The sequence below is a fragment of the Klebsiella sp. CN_Kp097 genome (assembly GCF_040064495.1).
Lineage (GTDB): Bacteria > Pseudomonadota > Gammaproteobacteria > Enterobacterales > Enterobacteriaceae > Klebsiella > Klebsiella aerogenes.
In genome coordinates, this window is sequence record NZ_JBEAIL010000007.1 from 304,552 (window position 1) to 330,142 (window position 25,591).

At 54.4% G+C, this 25,591-nt stretch carries 25 protein-coding genes; 15 read left to right on the top strand and 10 right to left on the bottom strand.

Annotated elements, in window-relative coordinates; translation table 11 throughout:
- Positions 1–149 precede the first annotated feature (149 nt).
- The 6 genes from ABLV07_RS11795 to ABLV07_RS11820 all read left to right on the top strand — a co-directional run bounded on the left by ABLV07_RS11795 (position 150) and on the right by ABLV07_RS11820 (position 5,404).
- Positions 150–1,052, top strand: coding sequence for an endonuclease/exonuclease/phosphatase family protein (locus ABLV07_RS11795; RefSeq protein WP_015366366.1), 903 nt, complete (start codon positions 150–152; stop codon positions 1,050–1,052).
- Positions 1,053–1,194: 142 nt separating this feature from the next.
- Positions 1,195–1,722, top strand: a complete 528-nt coding sequence (gene cybB / locus ABLV07_RS11800) for a cytochrome b561 (protein ID WP_058676079.1) — start codon at positions 1,195–1,197, stop codon at positions 1,720–1,722.
- A gap of 284 nt (positions 1,723–2,006) precedes the next feature.
- Positions 2,007–3,389, top strand: coding sequence for a 4-hydroxyphenylacetate permease (gene hpaX, locus ABLV07_RS11805; protein WP_157195312.1), 1,383 nt, complete (start codon positions 2,007–2,009; stop codon positions 3,387–3,389).
- Positions 3,390–3,408: 19 nt separating this feature from the next.
- The gene (locus tag ABLV07_RS11810) at positions 3,409–3,882 is read left to right on the top strand and encodes a GNAT family N-acetyltransferase (protein WP_015705586.1); all 474 of its coding nucleotides are present in this window, start codon (positions 3,409–3,411) and stop codon (positions 3,880–3,882) included.
- 104 nt (positions 3,883–3,986) lie between these two features.
- On the top strand, positions 3,987–4,262 hold the full coding sequence (locus ABLV07_RS11815) for a metal/formaldehyde-sensitive transcriptional repressor (protein WP_015705585.1): 276 nt from the start codon (positions 3,987–3,989) through the stop codon (positions 4,260–4,262).
- A 23-nt stretch (positions 4,263–4,285) separates the two neighbouring features.
- Positions 4,286–5,404: an S-(hydroxymethyl)glutathione dehydrogenase/class III alcohol dehydrogenase gene (locus tag ABLV07_RS11820; protein WP_015366371.1), complete on the top strand. Its 1,119-nt coding sequence runs from the start codon at positions 4,286–4,288 to the stop codon at positions 5,402–5,404.
- Between the two features lie 56 nt (positions 5,405–5,460).
- Here the strand turns inward: ABLV07_RS11820 and ABLV07_RS11825 are convergent, their stop codons facing one another.
- The 6 genes from ABLV07_RS11825 to pcaH form a co-directional block, all read right to left on the bottom strand.
- Complete coding sequence (locus ABLV07_RS11825; protein ID WP_015366372.1) at positions 5,461–5,739, bottom strand: hypothetical protein; 279 nt, start codon at positions 5,737–5,739, stop codon at positions 5,461–5,463.
- Between the two features lie 91 nt (positions 5,740–5,830).
- Positions 5,831–6,100 (bottom strand): hypothetical protein, encoded by a 270-nt coding sequence (locus ABLV07_RS11830; RefSeq protein ID WP_020078653.1) that lies wholly within the window; start codon positions 6,098–6,100, stop codon positions 5,831–5,833.
- 127 nt (positions 6,101–6,227) lie between these two features.
- Positions 6,228–8,600: a glucose/quinate/shikimate family membrane-bound PQQ-dependent dehydrogenase gene (locus tag ABLV07_RS11835; protein WP_032714614.1), complete on the bottom strand. Its 2,373-nt coding sequence runs from the start codon at positions 8,598–8,600 to the stop codon at positions 6,228–6,230.
- A gap of 300 nt (positions 8,601–8,900) precedes the next feature.
- Entirely contained in the window at positions 8,901–9,824 is a 924-nt protein-coding gene (locus ABLV07_RS11840; RefSeq protein ID WP_015366376.1) for a LysR substrate-binding domain-containing protein, read from the bottom strand.
- 175 nt (positions 9,825–9,999) lie between these two features.
- Positions 10,000–10,620, bottom strand: coding sequence for a protocatechuate 3,4-dioxygenase subunit alpha (gene pcaG / locus ABLV07_RS11845; protein ID WP_045366220.1), 621 nt, complete (start codon positions 10,618–10,620; stop codon positions 10,000–10,002).
- Positions 10,617–11,357, bottom strand: coding sequence for a protocatechuate 3,4-dioxygenase subunit beta (gene pcaH, locus ABLV07_RS11850; protein WP_020078656.1), 741 nt, complete (start codon positions 11,355–11,357; stop codon positions 10,617–10,619). The genes pcaG and pcaH overlap by 4 nt, the downstream gene beginning before the upstream one ends.
- A 236-nt stretch (positions 11,358–11,593) precedes the next feature.
- Here pcaH and ABLV07_RS11855 point away from each other — a divergent pair, with 236 nt between their 5' ends.
- Complete coding sequence (locus ABLV07_RS11855) at positions 11,594–12,937, top strand: VOC family protein (protein ID WP_015705582.1); 1,344 nt, start codon at positions 11,594–11,596, stop codon at positions 12,935–12,937.
- A gap of 42 nt (positions 12,938–12,979) precedes the next feature.
- On the top strand, positions 12,980–14,488 hold the full coding sequence (locus ABLV07_RS11860) for a carboxylesterase/lipase family protein (RefSeq protein WP_058676081.1): 1,509 nt from the start codon (positions 12,980–12,982) through the stop codon (positions 14,486–14,488).
- On the opposite strand, the gene ABLV07_RS11865 is transcribed toward ABLV07_RS11860, so the two are convergent.
- Positions 14,427–15,323, bottom strand: a complete 897-nt coding sequence (locus ABLV07_RS11865) for a LysR substrate-binding domain-containing protein (RefSeq protein WP_058676082.1) — start codon at positions 15,321–15,323, stop codon at positions 14,427–14,429. The genes ABLV07_RS11860 and ABLV07_RS11865 overlap by 62 nt on opposite strands.
- Before the next feature lie 172 nt (positions 15,324–15,495).
- On the opposite strand from ABLV07_RS11865, the gene ycaC reads away from it, so the two are divergent.
- Complete coding sequence (ycaC, locus tag ABLV07_RS11870; protein WP_015366381.1) at positions 15,496–16,119, top strand: isochorismate family cysteine hydrolase YcaC; 624 nt, start codon at positions 15,496–15,498, stop codon at positions 16,117–16,119.
- A gap of 50 nt (positions 16,120–16,169) precedes the next feature.
- On the opposite strand, the gene ABLV07_RS11875 is transcribed toward ycaC, so the two are convergent.
- Positions 16,170–17,516 carry an L-cystine transporter gene (locus tag ABLV07_RS11875; RefSeq protein ID WP_045388153.1) on the bottom strand — a complete coding sequence of 449 codons (1,347 nt, stop codon included), beginning with the start codon at positions 17,514–17,516 and terminating at the stop codon, positions 16,170–16,172.
- Positions 17,517–17,804: 288 nt separating this feature from the next.
- Here ABLV07_RS11875 and ABLV07_RS11880 point away from each other — a divergent pair, with 288 nt between their 5' ends.
- The gene (locus tag ABLV07_RS11880; protein WP_015366383.1) at positions 17,805–18,974 is read left to right on the top strand and encodes a pyridoxal phosphate-dependent aminotransferase; all 1,170 of its coding nucleotides are present in this window, start codon (positions 17,805–17,807) and stop codon (positions 18,972–18,974) included.
- Positions 18,975–18,985: 11 nt separating this feature from the next.
- Positions 18,986–19,759: an ABC transporter substrate-binding protein gene (locus tag ABLV07_RS11885; protein WP_015705578.1), complete on the top strand. Its 774-nt coding sequence runs from the start codon at positions 18,986–18,988 to the stop codon at positions 19,757–19,759.
- Between the two features lie 41 nt (positions 19,760–19,800).
- Here the strand turns inward: ABLV07_RS11885 and ABLV07_RS11890 are convergent, their stop codons facing one another.
- Positions 19,801–20,889 (bottom strand): NAD(P)-dependent alcohol dehydrogenase, encoded by a 1,089-nt coding sequence (locus ABLV07_RS11890; RefSeq protein ID WP_015366385.1) that lies wholly within the window; start codon positions 20,887–20,889, stop codon positions 19,801–19,803.
- A gap of 50 nt (positions 20,890–20,939) precedes the next feature.
- Here ABLV07_RS11890 and ABLV07_RS11895 point away from each other — a divergent pair, with 50 nt between their 5' ends.
- The 3 genes from ABLV07_RS11895 (at position 20,940) to rimL (ending at position 23,495) form a co-directional block, all read left to right on the top strand.
- Positions 20,940–21,233, top strand: a complete 294-nt coding sequence (locus ABLV07_RS11895) for a hypothetical protein (protein ID WP_152691907.1) — start codon at positions 20,940–20,942, stop codon at positions 21,231–21,233.
- Positions 21,211–22,866, top strand: a complete 1,656-nt coding sequence (locus ABLV07_RS11900) for a glucan biosynthesis protein (protein WP_157195313.1) — start codon at positions 21,211–21,213, stop codon at positions 22,864–22,866. Before ABLV07_RS11895 ends, ABLV07_RS11900 begins: the two co-directional genes overlap by 23 nt.
- A 68-nt stretch (positions 22,867–22,934) precedes the next feature.
- Entirely contained in the window at positions 22,935–23,495 is a 561-nt protein-coding gene (gene rimL / locus ABLV07_RS11905; protein ID WP_015366387.1) for a 50S ribosomal protein L7/L12-serine acetyltransferase, read from the top strand.
- A gap of 4 nt (positions 23,496–23,499) precedes the next feature.
- Here rimL and ydcK read toward each other — a convergent pair whose 3' ends face one another.
- Positions 23,500–24,480 carry a YdcK family protein gene (gene ydcK, locus ABLV07_RS11910; RefSeq protein WP_026612293.1) on the bottom strand — a complete coding sequence of 327 codons (981 nt, stop codon included), beginning with the start codon at positions 24,478–24,480 and terminating at the stop codon, positions 23,500–23,502.
- Between the two features lie 111 nt (positions 24,481–24,591).
- Between ydcK and tehA the strand changes: the two genes are divergently transcribed.
- Positions 24,592–25,590, top strand: coding sequence for a dicarboxylate transporter/tellurite-resistance protein TehA (gene tehA / locus ABLV07_RS11915; protein ID WP_015705574.1), 999 nt, complete (start codon positions 24,592–24,594; stop codon positions 25,588–25,590).
- Position 25,591 lies beyond the last annotated feature (1 nt).

Sequence of the window (25,591 nt, forward strand, 5' to 3'; positions counted from 1 at the left end):
GATACCGACTCGTTTTGTGGATAACCTCAAATCTTTCGGGATACTTAATTCACTCTGCGTTATAAGTTTGCGCTATACATCACGATAATCAATGTCTTCACTCGGTACCCTTAATATAAGAATACTTAAACAAGGGGAATAGCATACCAATGAAAAAGAGCATTGCACTGACGATGGTGGCGCTGGCCTGCCTGGCGGCTAACGTCCAGGCAGCAGAGAAACTTGCTGGTAATGAAATACTTGCCGTACAGAAAGGCGGGGTGCCGGATAAAGTCTATACCCAACATCAGCCGAAATTACGTATAGCAACCTATAATATCGGCAAGAATGAAGCGTCTGATAATGTGGCCGATTTTACGGCACTTAATTCAGCGATTAAAAAAATTAACGCCGATATTATTGCCGTCCCGGAAGTCGATCACAAAACTCAGCGCAGCCAGAAAATCGATCAGCTTAAGACGATTGCCGATGCTAACAATATGCATTATGCCTTTGGTAAAGCGTTAGATTTCGACGGTGGCGAATACGGACTGGGGCTGCTGTCAAAATATAAAATCCTGCATTCTCAGGTGGTGAAGCTGCCGTCAGGCAATGCGGAACAGCGCGTGGCGCTACTGGCGCAGGTTGATGTACCGGGTTTTGATTCCGCGCCGATTATTATGGTGACCCATCTCGACTGGCAAAAAGATCCCACCATGCGTACCGAACAGGCTCGCTATCTTCTTGATTTGAGTATTGGCGATGCGGCGTCTGATTTTAAAGATATCGCCTCTTCAATTAAGATCCTGGCCGGCGATTTCAATTCAACCCGTGAAGAACAGCCGGTGAAAGAGATCGGTTATTTCTTTAACGAAGTGTCGAAGCAGGGGACGGATACGCGTAGCTGGCCTGCCGTTAACCCGGCCATTGATATCGACCACATTTTCACCTTCAAAGGACAAAAGTGGGATGTGAAGAAGCTGGAGATCCCGCATAACTCGCCGGAATTTAACTGGTCAGCGGCCAGTGACCATCTGCCGGTCATTGCTGAACTGCAACTCACCGAGCAGTAACATTGCCCAGGGCTCTTTGCAAAAGAGCCCTGATGCTATTCAATTCGCGCTAACGCAGTTTTTTAAGCCTCGGTAAAGGTTAATGAAAATTTAAGGGAAGGCGGTTATGTTAACAACATCACACTTCCATTAAGGTTTGTTCATGCGCGATAAATATTCTGGCCTGCAGATAGGAATACACTGGCTGGTCTTTTTACTGGTTGTCGTCGCCTACGCGGCGATGGAACTGCGCGGCTTCTTTCCGCGCAGCGACCGTCCGGTGATAAACATGATCCACGTCTCCTGCGGTATTTCCATTTTTGTCCTGATGATCGCACGCCTGCTGGTGCGCCTGAAGTCTCCGGCGCCGCCGATTGTTCCTAAACCCTCGCCGATGATGACCGGTTTCGCCCATCTTGGCCATCTGGTGATCTATCTGTTGTTTATCGCGCTACCGGCGATTGGCATGGTAATGATGTATTACCGCGGTAACCCGTGGTTTGCTTTCGGCCTGGCGATGCCCTTTGCGGCGCAAAGCAACTTCGCTTTGGTCGACAGCCTTAAGGGGCTGCACGGCTTACTTGCCAATATCGGCTATTTCGTGATTGGCCTGCACGCGCTGGCGGCGCTGCTGCATCACTATTTATGGAAAGATAATACGCTGCTGCGCATGATGCCGCGCAAGCGCTGAGTATCACGCCCGGCACTCCTGAACCCGCCCACCGGCGGGTTTTTTGTTTCCGTAACTCGCCAATAAATGATTCATGAAATGTTACTTATGCTGCAAATCTGTATCAATAGTGTAAATAAAAATGTCTAATTGAAATGAAAGGTTCTATAAGAATCTGAGTGCGGTGGATTGAATCCAGCCGGGAGGCCGTCGAAACGACACCCAGCCACGTTCAGCGGTATCCGCAGCGTCATTGGCTAAAACGCCTGCATTTTCAATACCGATGAGCAAAAGGAAAACCTGACATGACCGATAATATACCGGCCACTTCCCCTCCTGTCGCCGATGCGGGGGGCGCTGAACGCTTGAGCCCGCGCGAACAGGTGGTGATCAATAAATTGTTCCGTCGCTTAATTCCTTTTCTGTTTCTGCTTTTTATCTTTTCATTTCTTGACCGTATCAATATCGGCTTTGCCGGGCTCACCATGAGCCAGGATTTGGGGCTGAGTAGCACCATGTTCGGCCTCGCGACGACGTTGTTCTATGCGATGTACGTCATCTTTGGTATTCCCAGTAACATCATGCTGGGGATCGTTGGCGCGCGCCGCTGGATTGCGAGCATTATGGTGGTGTGGGGAATCGCATCGACAGCGACCATGTTTGCGACCGGGCCAAACAGCCTGTATCTGCTGCGCATGCTGGTGGGGATTGCCGAAGCCGGCTTTCTTCCAGGGCTTCTACTCTATTTAACCTACTGGTTTCCGGCCTACTACCGGGCGCGCGCCAATGCGCTGTTTATGATTGCTATGCCGGTGACGATGGCGTTGGGCTCGCTGGTCTCCGGCTATATCCTCAGTATGGATGGCATGCTGGCGCTTAAAGGCTGGCAGTGGTTATTCCTGCTGGAAGGATTCCCATCGGTGCTGTTGGGGGCGGTAGTCTGGTTCTATCTTGACGATAGTCCGCAAAAGGCCAAATGGCTCACCGATGATGACAAACGTTGCCTTGGCGAGATGATGGAGAAGGACAAACTACGACTGGTGCAACCGAACGGTAGCGCCAGCCTGAGCGCCCTGCAGCAGGGGAAAGGCAGCCTCTGGCGCGACGTCTTCACCCCGGTGGTGTTGATGTATACGCTGGCCTATTTCTTTCTCTGTAATACCTTAAGCGCGCTCAGCGTCTGGACGCCGCTGATCCTCAAAAGCTTTAACCAGGGCAGCAGCAATATCGCCATCGGCTTGCTTAGCGCCGTACCACATATCTGTACCATTGTGGCGATGATTTGCTGGAGTAAACGTTCTGATCGCTTACAGGAACGTAAGCTGCACACGTTATTGCCCTATCTGTTTGCCGCCGCGGGCTGGATGCTGGCGGCGCACGGATCAAATAGCATCATGCAACTGTTGGGGGTAATTATGGCCTCGGCAGGGGCCTATGCGGCGATGGTGATTTTCTGGACCACGCCAGATCAGTCCATCAGCCTGCGCTCACGAGCGATCGGCATTGCGGTGATTAACGCGACGGGTAATATGGGATCGGCCATGAGTCCGCTGTTATTCGGCTGGCTGAAGGATTTAACCGGCAGCTTTAACGCCGGCTTTTACCTCGTGGCCGGGTTCCTGGTATTGGGGGCGCTGGTGGTATCGCGCATCCCGATGAAGGCCAGCCGTCCACGAGCGACGCCATAAAAAAGATAAAGGAGTAGTGATGAGAGTGAGACGCGCGGTACCTGATGAAGCCCCTGCGTTGTGGAATATCCGTAATCAGGCGATTCGCCATGGCTGTCGTCAAAGCTATGGCGCTGAAGTGATTCACGCCTGGACGCCGGAACAGATGCCCGAAGGGTATCGTCACGCCGTTGCCGATAATCCGTTTTATATCGTGGAAAATAGGCTGGGCCAACCCGTCGCTACCGGCTATCTCGATATTGAGTCCTTAAGCGTGGAAGCGATCTTTACGCTGCCGGAGTGGGGCGGGCAGGGATGCGCGGATTTGATCATGAGGGCGGTTATTGCCGAAGCTCGCCGACGGGGGCTCGAAACGATTACGCTTGAGGCGACCCCCAATGCGGCGGGCTTTTATCTACGCCATGGCTTTGTTTCACAAGGAGAAAAGAGTCATTATTCGAAAATGGCCAACGCCGAGCTACGCTGTATAGCCATGAGCCTCACTCTCGATTAACGGTAAACTTGCGCCGCTATGCTATGGTTGTTAACGGCGTTTCAATTTGCCACTTTAGTTAAATAAATATAGTATACCCCCCTATATGATATGGAGGGCCTCTCGTGCCACATTCACCAGAAGACAAGAAGCGTGCGCTTAGCCGCGTACGCCGTATTCGCGGGCAGGTTGAAGCGCTGGAACGTGCGCTGGAGTCCGGCGAACCCTGCATGACTATCCTGCAACAGATTGCCTCCATTCGCGGCGCCGCCAACGGTTTGATGGGCGAGTTGGTGGAGATGCATCTGCAGGATGAACTGGTTAGCGGCGATACCACCCCGGACCAACGCGCCGCCCGCATGGCGGAAGTCGGTCACCTGCTACGATCCTATTTAAAGTAAAATCACGACGAGGAATGGACAGTATGAAATCACGTGCAGCAGTTGCCTTTGGCCCCGGCCAGCCGTTAAAAATCGTGGAGATTGACGTCGCGCCGCCAAAGAAAGGCGAAGTCCTGGTCAAAATCACCCACACCGGTGTTTGCCACACCGATGCTTTTACTCTCTCTGGCGACGACCCGGAAGGCGTGTTCCCGGCGGTTTTGGGCCATGAAGGCGGCGGTATCGTCGTTGAAGTCGGCGAGGGCGTGACCAGCCTGAAACCTGGCGATCACGTTATTCCGCTGTATACCGCCGAGTGCGGCGAATGTAAATTCTGCAAGTCTGGCAAAACTAACCTCTGCCAGGCGGTCCGCGCCACCCAAGGGAAAGGTCTGATGCCGGATGGCACTACGCGATTCTCCTATAACGGCGAGCCGATTTATCACTATATGGGCACCAGCACCTTCAGCGAATACACCGTCTGCGCCGAGATTTCGCTGGCAAAAGTAAACCCGCAGGCGCCGCTGGAAAAAGTATGTCTGTTGGGCTGCGGCGTCACCACCGGTATCGGCGCAGTACATAACACGGCGAAGGTGAAAGAGGGCGACAGCGTCGCGGTGTTCGGGCTGGGCGGTATTGGCCTGGCGGTGATTCAGGGGGCGGTGCAGGCGAAGGCTGGACGTATTCTGGCGGTCGACACTAATCCGGATAAATTTACCCTCGCCAGGGAGATGGGTGCTACCGACTTCATCAACCCGAACGACTACGATAAACCGATTCAGGACGTGATTGTCGAGCTAACCGATGGCGGCGTTGATTTCAGTTTCGAATGTATTGGTAACGTCAACGTCATGCGCGCGGCGCTGGAGTGCTGCCATAAAGGTTGGGGTGAGAGCGTTATCATCGGCGTTGCTGGCGCCGGCCAGGAAATTAAAACCCGTCCGTTCCAGTTGGTCACCGGCCGGGTATGGCGTGGTTCCGCCTTCGGCGGCGTGAAAGGGCGTAGCCAGCTGCCGGGGATGGTTGAAGACGCGATGGCGGGTAAGATTCGCCTCGATCCGTTTATCACCCACCGGTTACCGCTCGATCAGATCAACGAAGCCTTCGATCTGATGCATGAAGGTAAATCGATTCGTACGGTTATTCACTTCGGTGATAACTAAGTATTGCTGATAGCGAAACCCGGGCCATTTATCGCCCGGGTTGACTTCTGGCCGCGTTAATACTTGCGCCAGTGCTCATAGCCGGTTTGCCAACGACGTTGCTCTCGCCGTTCTCTTTCACGCTGAATATCGGACTTTTGATCTTCCCAGACTGGGCAATCCGGGCCGCTTGCCACTTCGCAGGGGGCGGAGATATCGTTTAGCGGATTGACCTTTTTCTCTTCCCACAGCTTTGGATCGCGTAAATCCACTTCTGGCGCTTTCAGCGCCTGGGCTGAGGTGGTTGCGGCTAATAAGAGTGCGCCGATCGGCAGGTGATGGAGGGCTCCTTTCATCTTTTATCCTTGTTATGTTGTTATTGATAACCATTCGCAATAATAACATAACGCAATAGAACATTCTAAAATTAGAGCCTGCCGAAGGCACTTATAGTGCTGACGCAGGGATCACATTGAGCTTGAATTCCCCCGGCATAGTGGAAATCGCCTCTACGGTTAAACCGTTTTTATCGGTTCTGCCCTTGAATATTTTGCCGTCTGGCGTGGTGATTTGGTAGGGCAGATACGGAATAGGTTTGCCAGTCAAAGGATGTTTAATTACAAAATCATGGCGATAAAGTTGCTGAGGCTGGTGATGCGTACAACCTTGCAGCAACAGGAGAAAAATCAACGCGGCAGCGCCTTTCATTAAAGACATTATGGCTTCTTCCCTGATTATCGAGCCGGAAATATAAGACGCTAGTGTAACAAAGGCGTGCGGATCGGCACCTAAATGGAATCTGAAAGCGGTGAAGAAAAAAAGGCCCCTGAACGGGGCCCTGGTTTTATTTTTTATCGGGTAACGCGTAGGCGATGATGTAATCGCCGCGGTCCGGAGACTGGCGCGCGCCGCCGGCGTTGATAATGATGTACTGCTTACCGGTTTTCGGTGAAACGTAGGTCATCGGGCCGGATTGGCTGCCCACCGGCAGGCGAGATTTCCAAATCTCTTTGCCGTTGGCGGTATCAAAGGCGCGCAGATAGAAATCCTGGGTGCCGGCGAAGAACAGCAGGCCAGACTGGGTAGACAGCGAAGCTCCCAGCGTTGGCATGCCGATAGGGATCGGCATATGCATGCGGATACCCAGCGGACCGGTATCTTCTACCGTACCTACCGGAACCTGCCAGACCAGCTTACCGCTTTTCAGATCAACCGCCGACATGGTGCCGAACGGCGGCTTCTGGCAGGGGATACCCAGCGGCGACAGGAAACGTTCGCGCATCGCGCCATACGGCGTACCTTCCATCGGCACGATACCCATTTCGATACCGCTGGCATCTTTAGCTACTTTCGCTCGCGGTACCATGTAGTTAGCCAGTCCAAGGCGCATGTCATTGACGAACATCAGGCCGTTATTCGGATCGACCGACACGCTGCCCCAGTTCATTCCGCCAAGCGAGCCCGGATACTGCAAGGAGCGGTCTTCACCCGGCGGTGTAAAGACCCCCTGATGGCGCATCTCTTTGAACTGAATACGGCACAGCAGCAGGTCAACCGGGGTGGCGCCCCACATATCCGATTCTTTCAACGTTTCGTTGCCGATCATCGGCATGCCGACGGAGTAGGGCTGCGTCGGCGAGTAGCGTTCACCTTTGACGTTGCCGGCCGGGACAGGGCGTTCTTCCACTTTCGCCACCGGTTCACCCGTCGCGCGGTTAAGCATGAAGATCATGCCCTGCTTGCTGGTTTGCACCAGTACCGGCGTCGTACCGCCTTTACCGTCCGGCAGATCGTACAGCAGTGGTTGCGAAGGCAGGTCGAAATCCCACAGATCGTGATGGGTGGTCTGGAAATGCCAGCGCACTTTACCGGTGGCGGCATCGACCGCAACGATTGATGAGCTGTATTTATCATCCAGCGCCGTACGTTCGCCGCCGAAGAAATCTGGCGTGGCGTTACCGGTTGGCAGATAAATGAGATTCAGTTTGGCATCGTAAGACATCGCGGACCAGACGTTCGGCGTCCCGCGCGTGTAGGTTTGTCCTTCCGGCGGTACGCCGGTCAGCTGCGGGTTACCCGGATCCCAGGCCCAGGCCAGTTTACCGGTATGCACGTCAAAAGCGCGAACTACACCCGGCGGTTCACCGGTGGAGTAGTTATCCGCGATGCGACCACCAACGACAACAAGGTTACCGGCCACCAGCGGGGTAGAGGTCTGCTGATAATAACCAGGTTTGATTTCCCCCATTCCGACGCTGAGATCGACGGTACCGTGTTCACCAAATGCTTCACAGGCTTTACCGGTATCGGCATCGATTGCGATCAGGCGCGCATCGGTAGTCGGCAGGAACAGGCGGCGGGCACAGGCGGCAGGCTGAGTCCCGGCCACGGCATTAGCCTGCGCCTGGCTATCTTCGTAGTAGCCTAAACCGCGGCAACGTTGCCAGTTAGGCGCCGTCGCTTTCGAGTCGTAGCGCCATTTTTCTTTGCCGCTATCGACATCCAGCGCCAGGACTTTGCTATATGGCGTACAAACATAAAGCGTATCGCCAATCTGCAGCGGCGTATTCTGGTCTTCCGCACCGGAACCGTTACTCTGCGGAATATCGCCGGTATGGGCAATCCAGGCAACCTGTAGCTGGTTGATATTGTTTTTATTGATCTGATCCAACGCGGCGAAACGGTCGCCGTGAGTGGTATTACCCCAGTGCTGCCAGTTCTTTTGTTCTTCACCTGGCTGTACCGGTTTTACCGGCACGGGTTCGCTGGCGCTGACCAGCGGCTGGGATTTAAACATCCAACCAAAACTGACCAGCAGTACCACGGCCAGCACGCCCGCGAGGGTGAAGGCCGCGCCTTTTTTTGCCGGTGCGCTGGAAAGGAAAGGCCAAACAATGGCGCACAGAAAAGCCAGAACGCCAAGCGCAAACAGGCGTGAGAACAGCGGCCAGTAGGTCCAGCCGGCGTCGCTGATAGCCCAAACAATGGAAGCCGCGAAGGCGACGGCATAAAGAACGATGCCGCCGCGCCGATTGCGGAAAATAAGCAGGGAGGCGATAACCATCACCAGTCCCATAATGGCGAAATACCAGGTGCCGCCGACGCTTGCCAGTTTGGCGCCTAAAATGCCGATTGCCAGACCGATGATTAACATCAGTCCGGCGAGTAGCCACTGCAGGATCCGGGGGAATCCGCGCGGCACGTTGCCCGTAGCCATGTTGTCTCCTTATACCACCCCTTGCCAGGCGTGTACCAAATGAATCAAGTGCAAATTGAAATTGCTTTTGAGTGAAGCTGTTCAAAGCTTCATAAATGTGATTTCAAAAGATGAATTCATTTCACATGAACCAAATGGTGAAATCATGGCTATGATAAATCTGTTAATGAAATGAGCGCAAATGTTAATGAATGATTTCGCACTAATTGATTAGCGCGATGTATATATTAAGTGGCAGAAGAATGAACGTAGCGGTGCCGTTACCTCAATGTGCTGATTCGGGGTAACGGCCACTGAGAGTCAGCCAGGCATGGATTTGCGTATCGCGCTCAGTAGAGTTTGCGCCCCCTGCGACAGGCTGGCGTCCACCCGGGTAAGAATACCGATCGGCTCGCCGGCGCCTTCGGTGGCGATAGGTAATGAGGTTAACAAACCGCGACGCAGGTCGTCTTTCACCGCGCCGGAAGGGACGAACCAGACATAGTCGTAATCGACGGTGAGCTGGCGTGAAAGCGAGGCCGACAGCGTTTCAATACAGCCGGGGGGAATTTTACAACCCTGGCTTTGCAGTAGCGTTTCCGCGTTCTGCCGCGGAATTGTCCCTTTCGGTGAGACCACCACCGGCCATTCCATCACCCGGCTGAGCGTTACCGTCTCCTGCAGCAGCGGGTGGCCGGGGCGGACGACCAGCTTTAGCGATTCAAGAAACAGCAGTTCATAGTTGAGGCCGCTCATCAGTTCCGGATCAGACATGCGCCCAATACCAATATCGACATCGCCGGATTTTAGCCCCGCCAGCAGCATGGTGTTATTCATGGTGGCGACCTGTAAGGTGATGTCTTTTTGCTGTTTATGAAATTGACCAATCACCGTAGGTAAAATACCGAGCGCCGCGGTTGGCAGGGCGCCAATCCGCACCACATCGCTATTCATGCCTTCTTTACGATTGAGAGCCTGGCCTGCGGTATTGAGGGCATCCAGCACCTTAACCGCGTGGGTAAGAAACTGTTCGCCAACCAGCGTCAACTGCGCGCCAAGCCGCCCGCGCTCAAAGAGACGGGTACCGGTCAACTGCTCCAGCTCGTTGAGCGTTTTTGATAGCGCAGGTTGGCTAAGATTCAGGGTTTCTGCCGCCCGCCCCAGGGTTCCCTGCTGTGCGACGGCGACGAAAGTATGTAAATGGCGCAAGCGAATGCGCTGACTGAAGAGACCATTTTTTTCCATAATCGATGTTAAAAACAGAGCTGTCTCGGTAGCAAGCGAAGTTGTTTAATTTTGATAACTAGTTAGCAAAATATTATTAACATTTGATCTTATTGTCTTACAAGTCATTTCTGTCAGGCGCGATAAAAAGCCCCGCACTCAGCGGGGCTGGAAAAAAGGATGTTTTGGTGGGAAATTAAATATCGAAGAACACGGTCTCTTTATCGCCCTGTAAATAAATATCAAAGCGGTAGACGACTTCATCTCCACGCACTTCACGTTGCGCGATAAGCGTCTGGCGGCGAACTTCCCATTCAATCAGATTCAATACCGGATCCTGTTCATTTGCCGCCTGCTCATCAGCAAAATACATCCGCGTATTCAGGCCGATGTTGATACCCCGCGCTACCACCCACAGATTGAGGTGCGGCGCCATCATGCGTCCGTCACGGCCGACGACCGCGCCGGGTTTGATGGTTTGAAAGCGCCAGACGCCGGATGCAAAGTCTGAACACGTGCGCCCCCAGCCGCGGAAGTTTGGGTCCAGAGCCTTACTCTGCTGACGGTCGTCGGGATGGTTATAACGCCCGTCGGCGTTAGCCTGCCAGAGTTCCAGCAGCACGTCGCGTACCGGCGTTCCGGAACCATCGAAAACCCGGCCTTCAATCGTAATACGTTGGCCTTTGGTTTCCGCGCTCACTAAGTTGGGGCCGAAGTTTTTTTCGAAAATATGAAACCCTGCAGCGTCCGGCGCCAGACCAATATGCACATAAGGCCCGGCAGTCTGCGAGGCGGTTTCAGCTAAATAGTCTTTCATTGGGCGGCCCCCTGAGTACGATTTTCGAACAGCGTGGCGCGATGCCCGCGCAGCACAAGGTCAAAACGATAGGCCAGGCTGTCGAGCGGCACGGCGGCGTGGGTATCCAGCTCGGCAATCAGGGTACGCACGGCATCATCGTTATTGATGGTTCTGACAATCGGACACTGTTTAATAAGCGGATCGCCTTCAAAGTACATTTGGGTAATCAGCCGCTGCGCCCAGGCATCGCCGGAGAGCGAAAAGTGAATATGCGCCGGGCGCCAGTCGCTAACCTGATTACGCCACGGATAGGGGCCGGGTTTGATTGTGCGAAAACAGTAATAACCGTTTTCATCAGTCAGCACCCGTCCACAGCCGCCGAAGTTGGGGTCAATCGGCGCCAGATACTGGTCTTTCTTATGACGGTAGCGGCCGCCGGCATTGGCCTGCCACACTTCCACCAGCGTATTTTTCATTGGTCGGCCAAAGCCGTCGCGCACGTAACCGTGAACAATAATTCGCTCGCCAATCGGCAGGCCGTCTTTGGCATAGTTGAGGATGAGATCGTTATCCAGCGGGCCAAGGTCGTCGCTGCTGAACACCGGACCGGTAATTTCAGAAAGTGAATTTTGCAGGGAGATGAGGGCATTACGCGGCGAGCGCAGCACACTAGTTTTATATCCCGGCGCCAGCGCCGGCGGATGGCTATTGTAATCGCGATGTACAACCTCGCGCGGTGACCATTTATTATTCATAGGGTACTCCATCAATCGGAAGAGAGGCATGTTGTTGTAATGTCGCCAGAAACAGTCTCTGTAAATGTTTTGTTAATTTAAAGTGAAATTAAATCTAATCTTTCATAACCATTGGTTATGATTTGTGCAGGCGAAACGCGGTAGCAGGTTATCCGCATCACAGTTTGTAAATTCTTCCCGCCACTCTTAACGCGCTTTCCTACACTCCAGGAAGTATTCACTGGAGGTAAGACATCATGGCGAACACCATCACGGCTGATGAGATTCGGGAAAACTTTTCACAGGCTATGTCGGCAATGTACCAGCAGGAAGTTCCGCAATATGGAACCCTCCTGGAGTTGGTGGCGGATGTGAATCTGGCGGTCCTGGAACATAACCCGAAATTACATGAACAATTGGCTAATGCCGACGAGCTGGCACGGCTGAACGTTGAGCGCCACGGCGCGATCCGCGTGGGAACGGCGGAAGAACTGGCGACCCTGCGTCGCATGTTTGCCATTATGGGGATGTATCCCGTTAGCTATTACGATCTGTCGCAGGCTGGGGTACCGGTTCACTCCACCGCATTTCGCCCGGTCGATGACGCGGCGCTGGCGCGTAACCCGTTTCGCGTTTTCACCTCATTGCTGCGCCTTGAACTGATCGGCAACGAGGCGCTGCGCCAGCGAGCGGCGGATATTCTCGCCCGTCGCGATATCTTTACGCCTCGCTGCCGTGAACTCATTGCGTTACACGAAGATCGAGGAGAATTCACGGCTGCAGAAGCGCGTGAATTCGTCACCGAAGCGTTGGAAACTTTCCGTTGGCACCGTCATGCCACCGTTGACGAGCAAACCTATCACGCGCTGCATAATGAGCACCGGTTGATTGCCGATGTGGTCTGTTTCCCCGGTTGCCACATTAACCATCTGACGCCGCGCACTCTTGATATCGATCGGGTTCAGGCGCTGATGCCGCAATGTGGTATCGAACCGAAAGCGCTCATTGAGGGGCCGCCGCGCCGCGAGGTGCCGATTTTACTGCGGCAAACCAGTTTTAAAGCGCTGGAAGAACCGGTGATGTTTGCTGGTGAACATAAAGGCACACACAGCGCGCGCTTTGGCGAAATTGAGCAACGCGGCGTCGCGTTGACGCCGAAAGGACGAGCGCTGTATGACCGCTTACTGAATGAGGCCGGGGTCGGTAAAGACAACCTTAATCATCAGCGCCATTTGCAGGAGGTCTTTAGCGAATTTCCTGACAGCGAATTTCTGCTGCGTCAGCAGGGGCTGGCGTGGTTTCGCTATCGCCTGACGCCTGCGGGGGAAGCGCATCGCCATGCTTTTGGCCCCGGCGACGATCCGCAACCGCTGATCGAACGTGGTTGGGTAGTCGCGCAGCCGATTGTTTATGAAGATTTTTTACCGGTGAGCGCGGCGGGGATCTTCCAATCGAATCTGGGCAACGAAACGCAGGCCCGCAGTCACGGTAACGCCAGCCGTGAAGCTTTTGAAGCGGCGTTAGGCTGCGAGGTCCTCGATGAGTTCGAGTTATACCAACAGGCGGAGGAGCGGAGTAAACGCCGTTGCGGTCTGCTCTAAAATCGGTACTCTGCATGGCATAACTTGCAAAAGGACGTTGTTATGCAGAATTCATCTACGCCGCTGGTGAAAACGCGGCAGGGCACGTTATCCGGCACCCGTGAACAGGGGATCCATATCTGGCGTGGTATTCCTTACGCGCAGCCGCCGGTAGGCGAGCTGCGTTGGCGTTCGCCGCAGCCTCCAGAGCGCTGGCAGGGCGTGCGTCAGGCCGATACCTTTTCCGCCGCCAGCTGGCAGGATATCGAATATTGTCGTGAACTGGGCGGCGGCGATCCTGGCCGTTTTTCCGAAGACTGTCTCTATCTCAACGTGTGGGCGCCCGCCGCCCGTTCGCAGCCGCTCCCGGTGATGGTCTGGCTGCACGGCGGCGGCTACACCATCGGCGCCGGCAGTCTGCCGCCCTACGACGGTAGCGCGTTGGCCAGCCGCGAGGTGGTGGTGGTCACCGTGAACTATCGTCTTGGACACCTCGGCTTTTTCGCCCATCCAGCGTTGGAAGGCGAAGAGGGCGAGCGGTTGTATAATTTTGCACTGCTCGATCAGATAGCCGCGCTGCGCTGGGTGCAGGATAATATCCACGTCTTCGGCGGCGATGCCGCCAATGTCACCTTGTTCGGCGAATCCGCGGGGGCGCGCAGCGTCCTGTCGTTAATGGCGTCGCCGAAAGCGAAGGGATTGTTCCATAAAGCGATCGTGCAAAGCGGTTATACCTTACCGGATTTACCGCGGGAAAAGGCGCTGGCCAAGGGAAAGCTGCTGGCGGAACATTTTTCTCTTGCCGATGCCAGCGCGGAACAGCTGCGGGCAATCCCCGCCGATGCCTTTTGGGCGCTGACTGCGCCGCTGAATATCGGCCCGGCGCCGATTGTCGGCGATGCGGTGCTGCCGGAGCCCATGCTCGACACGTTCTTTAAGGGACGTCAGCATGCGATGCCGGTGATGATTGGCTCCAATAGCGATGAGGCCAGCGTGATGGCGGTATTTGGCGTCGATATTGCCGGTCAGATTCAAAAACTGCGTCGCGAACGCCGTTTTGGCCTTGGGCTGATTAAACTACTGTATCCCGGCGTTAAAGGCGATGAGGCGTTAGGGCGGGAAGTGTGTCGCGATATGGCGTTCACGACTTTGGGGTATGTTGTCATGCAGGCGCAGCAGCGTCTCGGGCAACCGTGCTGGCGCTACTGGTTTGACTATGTGGCCGAAGCGGAACATGAAACTTATCTCCATGGCGCCTGGCATGGCAACGAAGTGGTTTACGTTTTTGACAACCTGACCCGCGCCGAGCCGGTATGTCAGTACGCCAGTGAGGCGGATCAAGCCTTCGCCGCACAGGTCGCCGACTACTGGGCTAATTTTGCTCGCCAGGCGGGCAATCAGTGCAGCGAGTTAACCGGCCCGGTGCGCTGGCCTGCCTGCCAGCGCGGACGGGACCGTTTATTGTGTATCGGCCTCAACAAGTGCGCGGGCTTTAAAGTTGAGAACCGCTTTATGCGCGCGCGGCTGGCGCTGTTTCGTCGGGTGATGAAACATCATGTGACACTGGATTAACCAGCGCGGCGCGAAAGCGCGCCAGCCCGTCGGCCTTGCTTTGCGAGCGGCGAACAACCAGCCGGTAGCTGGCGCCGGTTTTGACGCTAAGTGAGAAGGGGCGACATAGTCGCCCGGTTCGCAGATCCCCGGCAACCAGCGTTTCGTCCGCCATGGCCACGCCGAGCCCCTGCATCGCGGCGGTGATCGCCAGATCCATGGTGTCGAAATATTGGTTTTTATGCATTTTTAGCGCAGTTTCATGCGGAAAGTGCGCAAGCCACAGCTGCCAGTCGGTTTTATCGCGCGTCGGATGGAGAAATGTGACGCCTGATAGCTGGGGATCGCATGGCGTATCGGGACTGGCTACCGGCGTCAGTGCCTCTTCAAACAGCAGGTCGCCGGCGCTCTGATGGGTGCCGAAGATAATCGCCGCATCGTAGGGCTCAGTTTTAAAGTTGACGTTATGCTCGGTGGTGGTGGTCAACGCCACCTGCAGTTCCGGATAACGCCGTTCAATCTCCAGCAGTTTCGGCACCAGCCAGCGGATCGCGCAGGTAGGCGCTTTCAGGCGCACGACGGTTTGCTGCTGGCGCGCCTGCTCGGCCACCGTTATCAGGCGGCCGAATGCCGACTGTAGCTCCGGATAAAGCGCGCTGCCCTGTGGCGACAGTCGCAGGCCGCGGGCGTGGCGTTCAAATAGCGGGAAGCCGAACCAGTTTTCCAGCGCGGCGATCTGTCGGCTGACAGCCCCCTGCGTCAGGCATAGCTCCTGTGCGGCATGGGTTAGGTTGAGATGCCTCGCGGTTATCAGAAACGTTTCTACGGTATGAAAAGGCAGGGCGCTACGCGACATGTTGGCTCCAGCTATGCATTTTGATCATGGGCAGTATGCCACGCCTCGTTGCGAAATTGGGACGATGCGTTCCGTTTTTGCCATCTAATCGTCATCCGCTGCTTACACTATTATTAATCTCGTTGATACAACGTCTCTCACCGATTAGTTGATGTGTATAAAAGGAGCCACCATGTCTAAACCTTACGTTCGTCTGGATAAAAATGATGCGGCAGTATTACTGGTTGACCATCAGACCGGCCTGCTCTCACTGGTTCGTGATATCGAGCCGGATAAATTCAAGAACAACGTCCTTGCCCTCAGCGATCTGGCTAAATACTTTAAACTACCGACTATTCTGACCACCAGTTTTGAGAATGGCCCTAACGGCCCGCTGGTGCCGGAACTAAAAGAACAGTTCCCCGACGCCCCTTATATCGCTCGTCCCGGCAATATTAATGCCTGGGATAACGAAGATTTCGTTAACGCGGTAAAAGCCACCGGTAAGAAACAGCTGATTATTGCCGGTGTCGTCACTGAAGTGTGCGTGGCCTTCCCGGCGCTGTCGGCGATTGAAGAGGGATTCGACGTCTTTGTGGTGACCGATGCGTCCGGTACCTTTAACCCGATCACCCGTGATGCGGCGTGGGATCGTATGTCGCAAGCGGGCGTGCAGTTAATGTCGTGGTTTGGCGTGGCCTGTGAGCTGCACCGCGACTGGCGCAATGATATTGAAGGATTGGGAACCCTGTTCTCTAACCACATTCCGGATTACCGTAACCTGATGACCAGCTTTAACCTGCTGAGCAAGAAATAAACAGCTGGCGGCCAGTTTTCAGGCCTGGCCGCCGTTTCAATCAGACGGGATTATTCACTTATCGAGGCGACATGGTGCGACTTTGCACTTTGATGTTTCAATAGCCGCGACGCCAGTACGCCCGACATCATCGACCCATTCACATTCAGCGCGGTACGCGCCATATCGACAATTGGCTCGATGGCGATAAAAATGCCGACCAGCGCCACCGGGAAGTTGAGCGTAGACAGGACAATCAACGCCGCAAATGTCCCACCGCCGCCGACGCCTGCGACGCCAATTGAGCCCAGCGCGATAGCCGGAAGTAAGCTGGCTAAAAACGAGAAGGACAGTGGGTCGATACCCAGCGTTGGCGCAATCATGGCCACCATGATAGCCGGATAGATCCCGGCGCAGCCGTTTTGCCCCATACTGGAACCAAAAGAGGCGGCAATATTGGCGATGGTATTCGGCACGCCGAATTTTTCCTGTGCGGTAATGGCTAATGGAATCGAAGCCGCGCTGCTGCGGGAAACAAAAGCGAAGGTGAGCACCGGCCACACCGTTTTAAAGTAGCGCAGAGGATGATGACCGCTAACGATCAGTAGAATCGCATGCACGATAAACATGATAGCGACCGCCAGATAACAGGCGGCAATAAAGCCAAGCAGGCTGGTGAATTGCGCTAGCTGATAGGTCGAAAAGACTTTTGCCATCAATGCGAGGACGCCATATGGCGTCAGCGCTATCACGATACGCACCATCTTCATCACCCAAATTTGAATCGCGTTAATCCCGCTACTTAGTTTTTGACCTTCCTCCGGCGCCTCTTTTTTCACCTTCAATAACGCGACTCCGGCCAGCAGGGTAAATATAACGATGCCGATAACCGATACGCTGCGCGCGCCGGTCAGGTCGAGAAAAATATTTGTCGGGATCAGCGAAGTGACCAGTTGGGGTAACGAAACGGCTGCGGTTTTGCTGACGTCTTCGGCGGTCAGCGTCGATTGCATATGGCTAAAAGCGCTGGCGTCAAGACCGAGTAAATCAGCGGTAAACAGTCCGACCCAGCCTGCCACCATCACCAGGCATAGCATGCAGGCAACAATGGTTAAGGACATTCGGCCAATACCGGCGCTATTTTCGAGTTTATTAATCGCTGACAGAATTGAAATGAAAATCAGCGGAACCGCGACAAGTTTCAGCAAATTAACATAGCCGTTGCCGACGATACTGTACCAATCAATGACCGTTTTTCGCGGTTCGTTGGCAATGAAATGGAGTGATAATCCGAGAAGGGCGCCGAGAAAGATGGCGATAAAAACGCTTTTTGATAACGAGTGGCTTTTTTGTTCGAGTTTAAAAAGTCCCCATGATGCGATTAAAAATAACGCGATATACGCTGGCGTAATAAACATAAGATGTGCCTCTTGCCCCATTCAGCACCTGAAATGCCGGAAAGAGATTTATTCCAAATTTCTCTAAGGCTGTGAAAAACCTTAGAACCGCTGGGGATTATAAAGAATTGAATAGCATAAGGCATATAAAAATTGTGGTTTATCTCCTGAGTGTTAGTCCTGTCATATTTCAGCAGGAGCCCTGGGAGCCATGATCGAAATGCATAGCTCTTATGATAACAATTCGCTTGTCGCTTGAAGGCGCTTTAGTTTGAATGGATATGCAAATAAAACGAGAAAGGATTAATCATGGCTCTTAGTGCTTCGGTCACCACCCGCTCGAAATTGCCGGATGTCGGCACCACGATTTTTACCGTTATCGGTCAGCTCTCCGCGCAGCATAACGCGATTAATCTTTCTCAGGGCGCGCCTAACTTTGCCTGCGACCCACAGCTGGTGGCCGGCGTGACGCAGGCGATGACCGCCGGACATAACCAATACGCGCCGATGACCGGCCTGCGGGCCTTAAAGGAGCGTATTGCTGATAAAATCGCCACGTTGTACGGCACGCAATATGATGTCGATAGTGAAGTGTTGGTCACCGCCAGCGCCAGCCAGGGGATCTATTCCGCCATTGGCGGGCTGGTACATGCTGGCGACGAGGTGATTTACTTTGAGCCATCGTTTGATAGCTATGCGCCGATCGTGCGTCTGCAAGGCGCGACCCCGGTGGCGATTAAGCTCACCGTGCCGGATTTCGCTATTAACTGGGACGAGGTACGCGCCGCGATTACCCCGCGGACGCGGATGATCATCATTAATACGCCACATAACCCAAGCGGCCAGGTATTATCCGCCGATGACCTTAATCAACTGGCGATGCTGATCCGCAATACCGATATTGTGGTTTTGTCCGACGAAGTCTACGAGCACGTAGTCTTCGACGGCGAAAAGCATCACGGCATGGCGACCCATCCGCAGTTGGCGGAACGCAGCGTGATTATCTCTTCCTTCGGCAAGACCTACCATGTGACCGGCTGGCGCGTTGGCTACTGCGTGGCGCCAGCAGCGCTAATGGATGAGATCTGCAAGGTACATCAGTTCCTCATGTTTTCTGCCGATACGCCGATGCAGTACGCTTTTGCAGAGCATATGCAGAACCCGGCTTCATGGCTGTCGCTGGCCGCTTTTTATCAGCAAAAGCGTGATTTGCTCCAGCAACTGCTGCAAGACTCACCGTTCCGCTTATTGCCGAGCGCCGGCTCTTTCTTCATGCTGGCGGATTATCGCCATTTCAGCGATGAGCATGACAGCGAGATGGTTAAGCGGCTGATTACCGAATACGGCGTCGCCACGATTCCGCTATCGGCATTTTATACCGATGGTACTGATAACAAACTGATTCGGCTCTCTTTTGCCAAAGATGAAGCCACATTGCGGGCTGGCGCGCAGGCGCTGTGCCGCGTTAAGCCGCGTTAAGGAGCCAGACGATGAAAATAAAAGCCCTAACTCTAGCTTTGGGAATGCTGTGTACCGTATCAAGCTTTGCCGCCAGCGAGTTGCGCTACGGCGTGGAAGCGGAATATCCGCCGTTCGAAAGCCGCAACCCGGCAGGAGAGCTGCAGGGTTTTGATATTGATCTCGGCAACGCGATTTGTCAGGCCGCGCAGTTGAAATGCAGCTGGGTCGAAACCTCCTTTGATGCGCTCATTCCGGGACTGGTGGCGAAGAAATTTGATGCGATTAACTCGGCGATGAACATTACCGAGCAACGTCGCAAGAGTATTGATTTCACCCAGCCGATCTACCGTATTCCTTCACAGCTGGTGGGCAAGTCCGACAGCGGTATGCAGGCGACGCCGGAAGGGCTGAAGGGCAAAACCATCGGCGTGCTACAGGGCTCGATTCAGGAGACCTTTGCCAAAGAACACTGGGAAAAACACGGCGTCACGGTAGTTTCCTACAAAGACCAGAACATGGCGTGGGCCGATCTGCTTAACGGCCGTATCGACGCCTCGCTGGTGATGTCTGCCGCCGGGCAGGCCGGGTTCCTCAGTAAGCCGCAGGGTAAAGGATTCGGTTTTATCGGTAAGCCGGTGGCTGATGATACGATTCTGGGCAGCGGTATTGGCTACGGCTTGCGCAAGGGTGATGAGGCGACCAAAAAACAGCTCGACGCGGCAATTGATAAAGTGCGCGCTGACGGCACTATCACCCGTCTGGCGGCGAAGTACTTCCCCGGTATCGATGTCAGTGTGAAATAATCTTTATTTGCGGCTCTTTGCTGCGCAAAGAGCCGCCCGCATTACATCAGCACCACCGGTTTGATGACTTTACCGGAAGCTGAATCTGCGAAAGCCTGATTAATCTCTTCGAGCGGATAGAACTCGATAAGCTTATCAATGGGGAATTTCCCTTGTTTATAAAACTGTACCAGCTGTGGGATAAACAGCTGCGGTACGGCGTCGCCTTCGATTACCCCTATCAATGATTTACCTTCCGCCATCAGATCGTTTTGCACATTAAAGGTGATATCGCCGGTAAAGCCGACGACCGCCACCGTGCCTAACGGCTTAATCGCGTGGATCGCCTGCAGAACGATGGCGGCGACGCCGGTCGTTTCGATGGCGTAGTGCGCCCCTTTACCGGTCAGTTGGCGAATAACCGCAACGCTATCTTCCTGTTTGCCATTGATCACGTGGGTTGCGCCGAGTTCACGTGCCAGCTCAAGGCGGTTCGCATGAATATCGACGGCGATGATTTGGCTACAGCCGGTGAGCTTTGCAGCCATAATGGCGCTTAAACCAACCGCGCCGCAGCCGAATACCACTAACGATTCCCCGGCCACCGGTTTTAGTCGATTTAACACCGTGCCGCTCCCGGTTTGAATTCCGCAACCCAGCGGACCAAGAAGCGAAAGTTCGACATCACGGTCGACAACAATAGCATTCGTCGCTTTGGTGACCACATACTGACTAAACGAAGATTGGCCGAAGAAGACGGATAATTCTTGATCATCCAGACGATAAGGGGTGGTGCCATCGTCTAAGCGTCCACCAAAGTTTAAGTCATTGAAACTTTCGCACGCGGAAGGATGGTTGGTGAGGCAGTTCTCACAGTGATGGCAGGCGGCGTAGCTCAGTACCACATGATCGCCAATTTCGACCCCACGAACGGCATCACCGACGTTAACCACGATACCTGCGCCTTCGTGGCCCAGGATGGCGGGCATCGGCAGGATCCCGGCGTTATCGCGGATTACCGCGTCGGTATGACAAACGCCTGTAGCGACAATTTTTACCATCACTTCGTCTTTTTTAGGGGCGCTAACCTGAATATCTTTAATGCTAAATGGTTGTTGATAACCCAACGTCACGGCGGCTTTTACTTTCATTAGATACTCCTGACATTTTTCCCTGGAGAGTAGAGATTACACCTGGCGTGATGAAAATTTATCCTGTTCGTGCTGAAAATAAACAAAGCGGGGGTAAAAACGCTGAGGTCTCGGGTTGCGCCTGTTCGCCAAAACAGCTCAGCGATAGCGATCGCTGGGTGGTTATTCAGTCTGTTCCGGTGGACATCTTTTTTTTCATGCTTTTCGCCTGCCAACAATTGGATTATCAATCATTTTTGTCTAGAGTGAGCGGAATTCACGACGCAGATGTTTGCAACGTTGCGTATCCGTCGAACTCTCAAAAAGGACGCTTTTCCAGGCATGAACCGCAGACGTTTTCTTAAATCATCCATGGCTGTTGCCGCCGTATGCGGAACGTCAGGAGTCGCCTCGTTATTCACTAAAGCGGCTTTCGCCGCGGATTCTGCTATCGCCGATGGCCAGACGCGCCGCTTTGACTTTTCCGTCCTGCAGGCGATGGCTCATGACTTAGCCCGCCAGCCGTGGGGCGGCGCGCCGCGTGACCTGCCGCCGACGCTGGCGAATCTGACCCCTCAGGCCTATAACAGCATCCAGTATGATGCGGCGCATTCGCTGTGGAATAACGTTGAAGAGCGTAAGCTGGATATCCAGTTTTTCCATGTTGGTATGGGCTTCCGCCGCCGGGTGCGTATGTTCTCGCTGGACGCGCAGTCTCAGCAGGCGCGGGAGATACACTTCCGTCCGGAGCTGTTCCAGTACAACGACGCCGGCGTTGATACCAAACAGCTGGAAGGGCAGACCGATCTCGGTTTCGCCGGTTTTCGCGTGTTTAAGGCGCCGGAACTGGCGCGCCGCGATATCGTCGCCTTTCTGGGCGCCAGCTACTTCCGCGCGGTCGACAGCACTTACCAGTACGGCCTGTCGGCGCGCGGTCTGGCCGTTGACACCTTTACCGATACCCCGGAAGAGTTCCCGGATTTCACGTCATTCTGGTTTGAAACCGTCAAACCTGGCGCGACGGTGTTCACCGTCTACGCGCTGCTCGATAGCCTGAGCGTCACCGGCGCCTATAAGTTCACCGTGAATTGCCAGCAAACGCAGGTGATCATGGATGTCGAAAATCATCTCTATGCGCGCAAGGACATTAAGCAGTTGGGCATTGCGCCAATGACCAGCATGTTCAGCTGCGGTAACAACGAACGCCGGATGTGCGATACCATCCATCCGCAAATCCACGATTCTGACCGCCTGTCGATGTGGCGCGGCAACGGCGAGTGGATTTGCCGTCCGCTGAATAATCCGCAAAAGCTGCAGTTCAACGCGTTCCAGGATAAAAACCCGAAGGGGTTTGGCCTGCTGCAGCTGGATCGCGATTTCAGTCATTATCAGGATGTGATGGGCTGGTATAACAAGCGCCCGAGCCTGTGGGTGGAGCCACGTAATCAGTGGGGAAAAGGGGCCGTTAGCCTGATGGAAATCCCGACCACCGGCGAAACGTTGGACAATATCGTCTGCTTCTGGCAGCCGGAAAAACCGGTAAAAGCGGGTGATCAACTGGACTTTAGCTACCGCTTGTACTGGAGCGCGCAGCCGCCGGTACGCTCTCCGCTGGCGCGAGTGCTGGCGACACGCACCGGAATGGGCGGCTTCCCGGAAGGATGGGCGCCGGGTGAACACTACCCGGACAAATGGGCGCGCCGCTTTGCTATCGATTTTGTTGGCGGCGACCTGAAAGCCGCGGCGCCGAAAGGCATTGAGCCGGTGATTACGCTCTCCAGCGGCGAGGCTAAGCAGGTAGAGATCCTCTACGTCGAGCCGTTTGACGGCTATCGTATTCTCTTTGACTGGTATCCGACTTCAGATTCCACCGATCCGGTGGAGATGCGCATGTTCCTGCGCTGCCGTGGCGACGCTATCAGCGAAACCTGGCTGTATCAGTACTTCCCGCCTGCGGCGGATCGGCGTAACTACGTTGATGACCGGATTATGAAATAACCCAGGTCGTTGAAATCCGCCCGCGGCGCGCTTCTGCGGGCGTTGTTGTTTATCAGTGAGATATCGTCATGACTGCCGAAAACAGCCCCATCATCGAAACTATCCCGGTCAACGAACAGCTGGAGCTGCGTGCGGTTGACGAACGTTACGTCAGCGAACTCCATCAATTGGTGCTCAAAAACCGTGACTGGCTGCAGCATGCTTTAAGCTGGCCTGCGGAGGTGTTGAGTGAAGATGAAACCCGGCGCCACGTGCAGGGAAACGTGATGCTGCACCAGCGCGGTTATGCAAAAATGTTCCTGCTGTTTTTACAGGGGCAGATGATCGGCGTCCTGTCATTTAACCAGATTGAACCGTTGAACAAGACGGCCTATATCGGTTACTGGATCGATCAAAGCCATCAGGGGCAGGGACTGTTGTCGCAGGCGTTACAGGCGTTTATCCATCATTATGCGCAAACGGGCGCCGTTCGCCGTTTCGTTATTAAATGCCGGGTCGCCAACCAGCGCAGTAATCAGGTGGCGCTGCGTAATGGTTTCCAACTGGAAGGTTGTCTGAAGCAGGCCGAGTTTTTAAATGGCGCATATGACGATCAGAATATCTACGCGCGGATTATTGACCCGCAATAAGCTGCTATAGCGAACCCAGCAGCGGCGTACGGGTGATATGCTCGTCGCCGCTCACGATTTTGCGCCCGCGAAGATGAATTCTGTCACCCTCCAGCGCTTCGATACAGGCGTTACCGCAGATTTCTACCTGTTGTTCGATAATCACATCGCCTCGAATCGTCGCATGTCCTTCGATAAGTATCTCGTCATCCAGCAGAATGGGGCCGCCGATAAGATGGGCGTGCCCGCCGACCATGACACGATGCTTTAACAGGCAGTTGCCTTCGACCACGGCGTTTTCGCCCACCTGGGAACTGTAGCGCAGGGTTGGGATCTGATCCTCGCCGCGCCCGGCGACCAGCCGCGCGCGATCGTAGACCCGGGCGTTGTCACAGATCCATACATCGTTATTTTCATTACCTTCAATACGTGCGTTATCGAACACTTCGGCACGGTGTTCAACAAAAGCATGCTCAACCACGGCATCGCCGTAGATTTGCGCCTGATGAACAATCCGTGAGGCGCTGACCGTGGCGCGCTGATAAATTTGCAGCACTTTGTCGATATCAGAAGTGAGTCCCTGAGCGGCAATCACCAGACAGTGGGGGAGAATACGCGCCTGGTCGGCGATTCGGCAGACGCCACGGATTTGCGATTGCTTTATAGTGACGTTGTCACTTATCCTGGCGCCGTGACTTACCTCAACATTATCAAGCCATGCGTTGTCGCTAATTGTCGCCCCGTGGCTTATCACGCAGGTGCCGGTCAGACGGGCGTTGTCGTCAACGCGCGCGCCAGCGAAGACGACGCTATTGGCATCATATATCCAGCAGTCGCCGCCCTGGCTTAACGCGGCTTCATTATCGAGCCAGCCGCCTTCGCTTCCGGCCTTAACGTCAGAGAAATCAATCAGCGCCACGATTTGCCGCAGAGTTACGCTATGTTTAATTCCGTCTTCTTCAAAGTGATACAGGCGGACGTGGTCGCTCAGACGATATTTCTTCATCAGCATTTCTCTTTACTGTTGGTTAACATAAACATAGCAAAAATCTCCGTAGCGCGTTTTATAAGGTTCCTTTAAAATGCAACTTAAAATTAAATTGAAACTTTAAATAAAATGAATAAACACGTAACGGGCGGCCAGGTACTGAATCTACCGGCTGGCTATTTTGGTATGGTGCTGGGGATAATCGGCATGGGCTTCGCCTGGCGTTATGCCAGTACCATCTGGCCGGTGAGCAGTATTATTGGCGATGCGCTGGTGGTGCTGGCGACAACTATCTGGGCGCTATTAATGATAGTGTTTATTGCGCGGGCTATTCGTTTCCCGTGGAGCGTTCGGCAGGAGATGCGTCATCCGGTGGCCAGCAGTTTTGTCAGCCTGATCCCGGCGACAACGCTATTGGTGTCGATCGCTTTTGCTGGCTGGTATCGCCCGTTGTCGCTGGCGTTATTTGCTGCGGGGGTTACGCTGCAGCTTTGCTATGCGGCCTGGCAGAGCGCCGGGTTGTGGCGGGGTAAACATCCAGGAGAGGCGACGACGCCCGGTTTATATCTGCCGACCGTCGCCAACAATTTTATCAGCGCCATGGCCTGCGGCGCGCTGGGATTTAATGATGCCGGACTGGCGTTTCTCGGCGCTGGCGTCTTTTCCTGGCTCAGCCTGGAGCCGGTTATCCTGCAGCGGCTGCGCAGCAACGGCGAGCTACCGGCGGCGTTGCGGACGTCGCTGGGCATCCAGCTGGCGCCGGCGCTGGTGGCCTGTAGCGCGTGGCTCAGCGTCAATGGCGGCGACGGTGATACGTTTGCCAAAATGCTATTTGGTTATGGGCTGTTGCAGTTGCTATTTATGCTGCGCCTGATGCCGTGGTATCTGCAGCAGCCGTTTAATGCGTCATTCTGGAGCTTCTCGTTCGGGATTTCCGCACTGGCGACCACCGGCCTGCATCTGGGTCACGGCCAGCCGCACGGATTTTTCCATACTCTGGCGATCCCCTTATTTATTTTTAGTAACCTGATTATCGGCCTGCTGCTGCTGCGTACCTTTCTTCTGCTGGTGCGGGGTAAACTGTTAATTCGCGTAGACCGTGCCACTTTATTGCCAAACAAGGATTAAT

Coding starts and splice junctions, on each gene's coding strand:
- ABLV07_RS11795 (WP_015366366.1), top strand. CDS start 150: ATGAAAAAGAGCATTGCACTGACGATGGTGGCGCTGGCCTGCCTGGCG.
- cybB (WP_058676079.1), top strand. CDS start 1,195: ATGCGCGATAAATATTCTGGCCTGCAGATAGGAATACACTGGCTGGTC.
- hpaX (WP_157195312.1), top strand. CDS start 2,007: ATGACCGATAATATACCGGCCACTTCCCCTCCTGTCGCCGATGCGGGG.
- ABLV07_RS11810 (WP_015705586.1), top strand. CDS start 3,409: ATGAGAGTGAGACGCGCGGTACCTGATGAAGCCCCTGCGTTGTGGAAT.
- ABLV07_RS11820 (WP_015366371.1), top strand. CDS start 4,286: ATGAAATCACGTGCAGCAGTTGCCTTTGGCCCCGGCCAGCCGTTAAAA.
- ABLV07_RS11825 (WP_015366372.1), bottom strand. CDS start 5,739: ATGAAAGGAGCCCTCCATCACCTGCCGATCGGCGCACTCTTATTAGCC.
- ABLV07_RS11830 (WP_020078653.1), bottom strand. CDS start 6,100: ATGTCTTTAATGAAAGGCGCTGCCGCGTTGATTTTTCTCCTGTTGCTG.
- ABLV07_RS11835 (WP_032714614.1), bottom strand. CDS start 8,600: ATGGCTACGGGCAACGTGCCGCGCGGATTCCCCCGGATCCTGCAGTGG.
- ABLV07_RS11840 (WP_015366376.1), bottom strand. CDS start 9,824: ATGGAAAAAAATGGTCTCTTCAGTCAGCGCATTCGCTTGCGCCATTTA.
- pcaG (WP_045366220.1), bottom strand. CDS start 10,620: ATGAAAGACTATTTAGCTGAAACCGCCTCGCAGACTGCCGGGCCTTAT.
- pcaH (WP_020078656.1), bottom strand. CDS start 11,357: ATGAATAATAAATGGTCACCGCGCGAGGTTGTACATCGCGATTACAAT.
- ABLV07_RS11855 (WP_015705582.1), top strand. CDS start 11,594: ATGGCGAACACCATCACGGCTGATGAGATTCGGGAAAACTTTTCACAG.
- ABLV07_RS11860 (WP_058676081.1), top strand. CDS start 12,980: ATGCAGAATTCATCTACGCCGCTGGTGAAAACGCGGCAGGGCACGTTA.
- ABLV07_RS11865 (WP_058676082.1), bottom strand. CDS start 15,323: ATGTCGCGTAGCGCCCTGCCTTTTCATACCGTAGAAACGTTTCTGATA.
- ycaC (WP_015366381.1), top strand. CDS start 15,496: ATGTCTAAACCTTACGTTCGTCTGGATAAAAATGATGCGGCAGTATTA.
- ABLV07_RS11875 (WP_045388153.1), bottom strand. CDS start 17,516: ATGTTTATTACGCCAGCGTATATCGCGTTATTTTTAATCGCATCATGG.
- ABLV07_RS11880 (WP_015366383.1), top strand. CDS start 17,805: ATGGCTCTTAGTGCTTCGGTCACCACCCGCTCGAAATTGCCGGATGTC.
- ABLV07_RS11885 (WP_015705578.1), top strand. CDS start 18,986: ATGAAAATAAAAGCCCTAACTCTAGCTTTGGGAATGCTGTGTACCGTA.
- ABLV07_RS11890 (WP_015366385.1), bottom strand. CDS start 20,889: ATGAAAGTAAAAGCCGCCGTGACGTTGGGTTATCAACAACCATTTAGC.
- ABLV07_RS11895 (WP_152691907.1), top strand. CDS start 20,940: ATGAAAATTTATCCTGTTCGTGCTGAAAATAAACAAAGCGGGGGTAAA.
- ABLV07_RS11900 (WP_157195313.1), top strand. CDS start 21,211: ATGAACCGCAGACGTTTTCTTAAATCATCCATGGCTGTTGCCGCCGTA.
- rimL (WP_015366387.1), top strand. CDS start 22,935: ATGACTGCCGAAAACAGCCCCATCATCGAAACTATCCCGGTCAACGAA.
- ydcK (WP_026612293.1), bottom strand. CDS start 24,480: ATGAAGAAATATCGTCTGAGCGACCACGTCCGCCTGTATCACTTTGAA.
- tehA (WP_015705574.1), top strand. CDS start 24,592: ATGAATAAACACGTAACGGGCGGCCAGGTACTGAATCTACCGGCTGGC.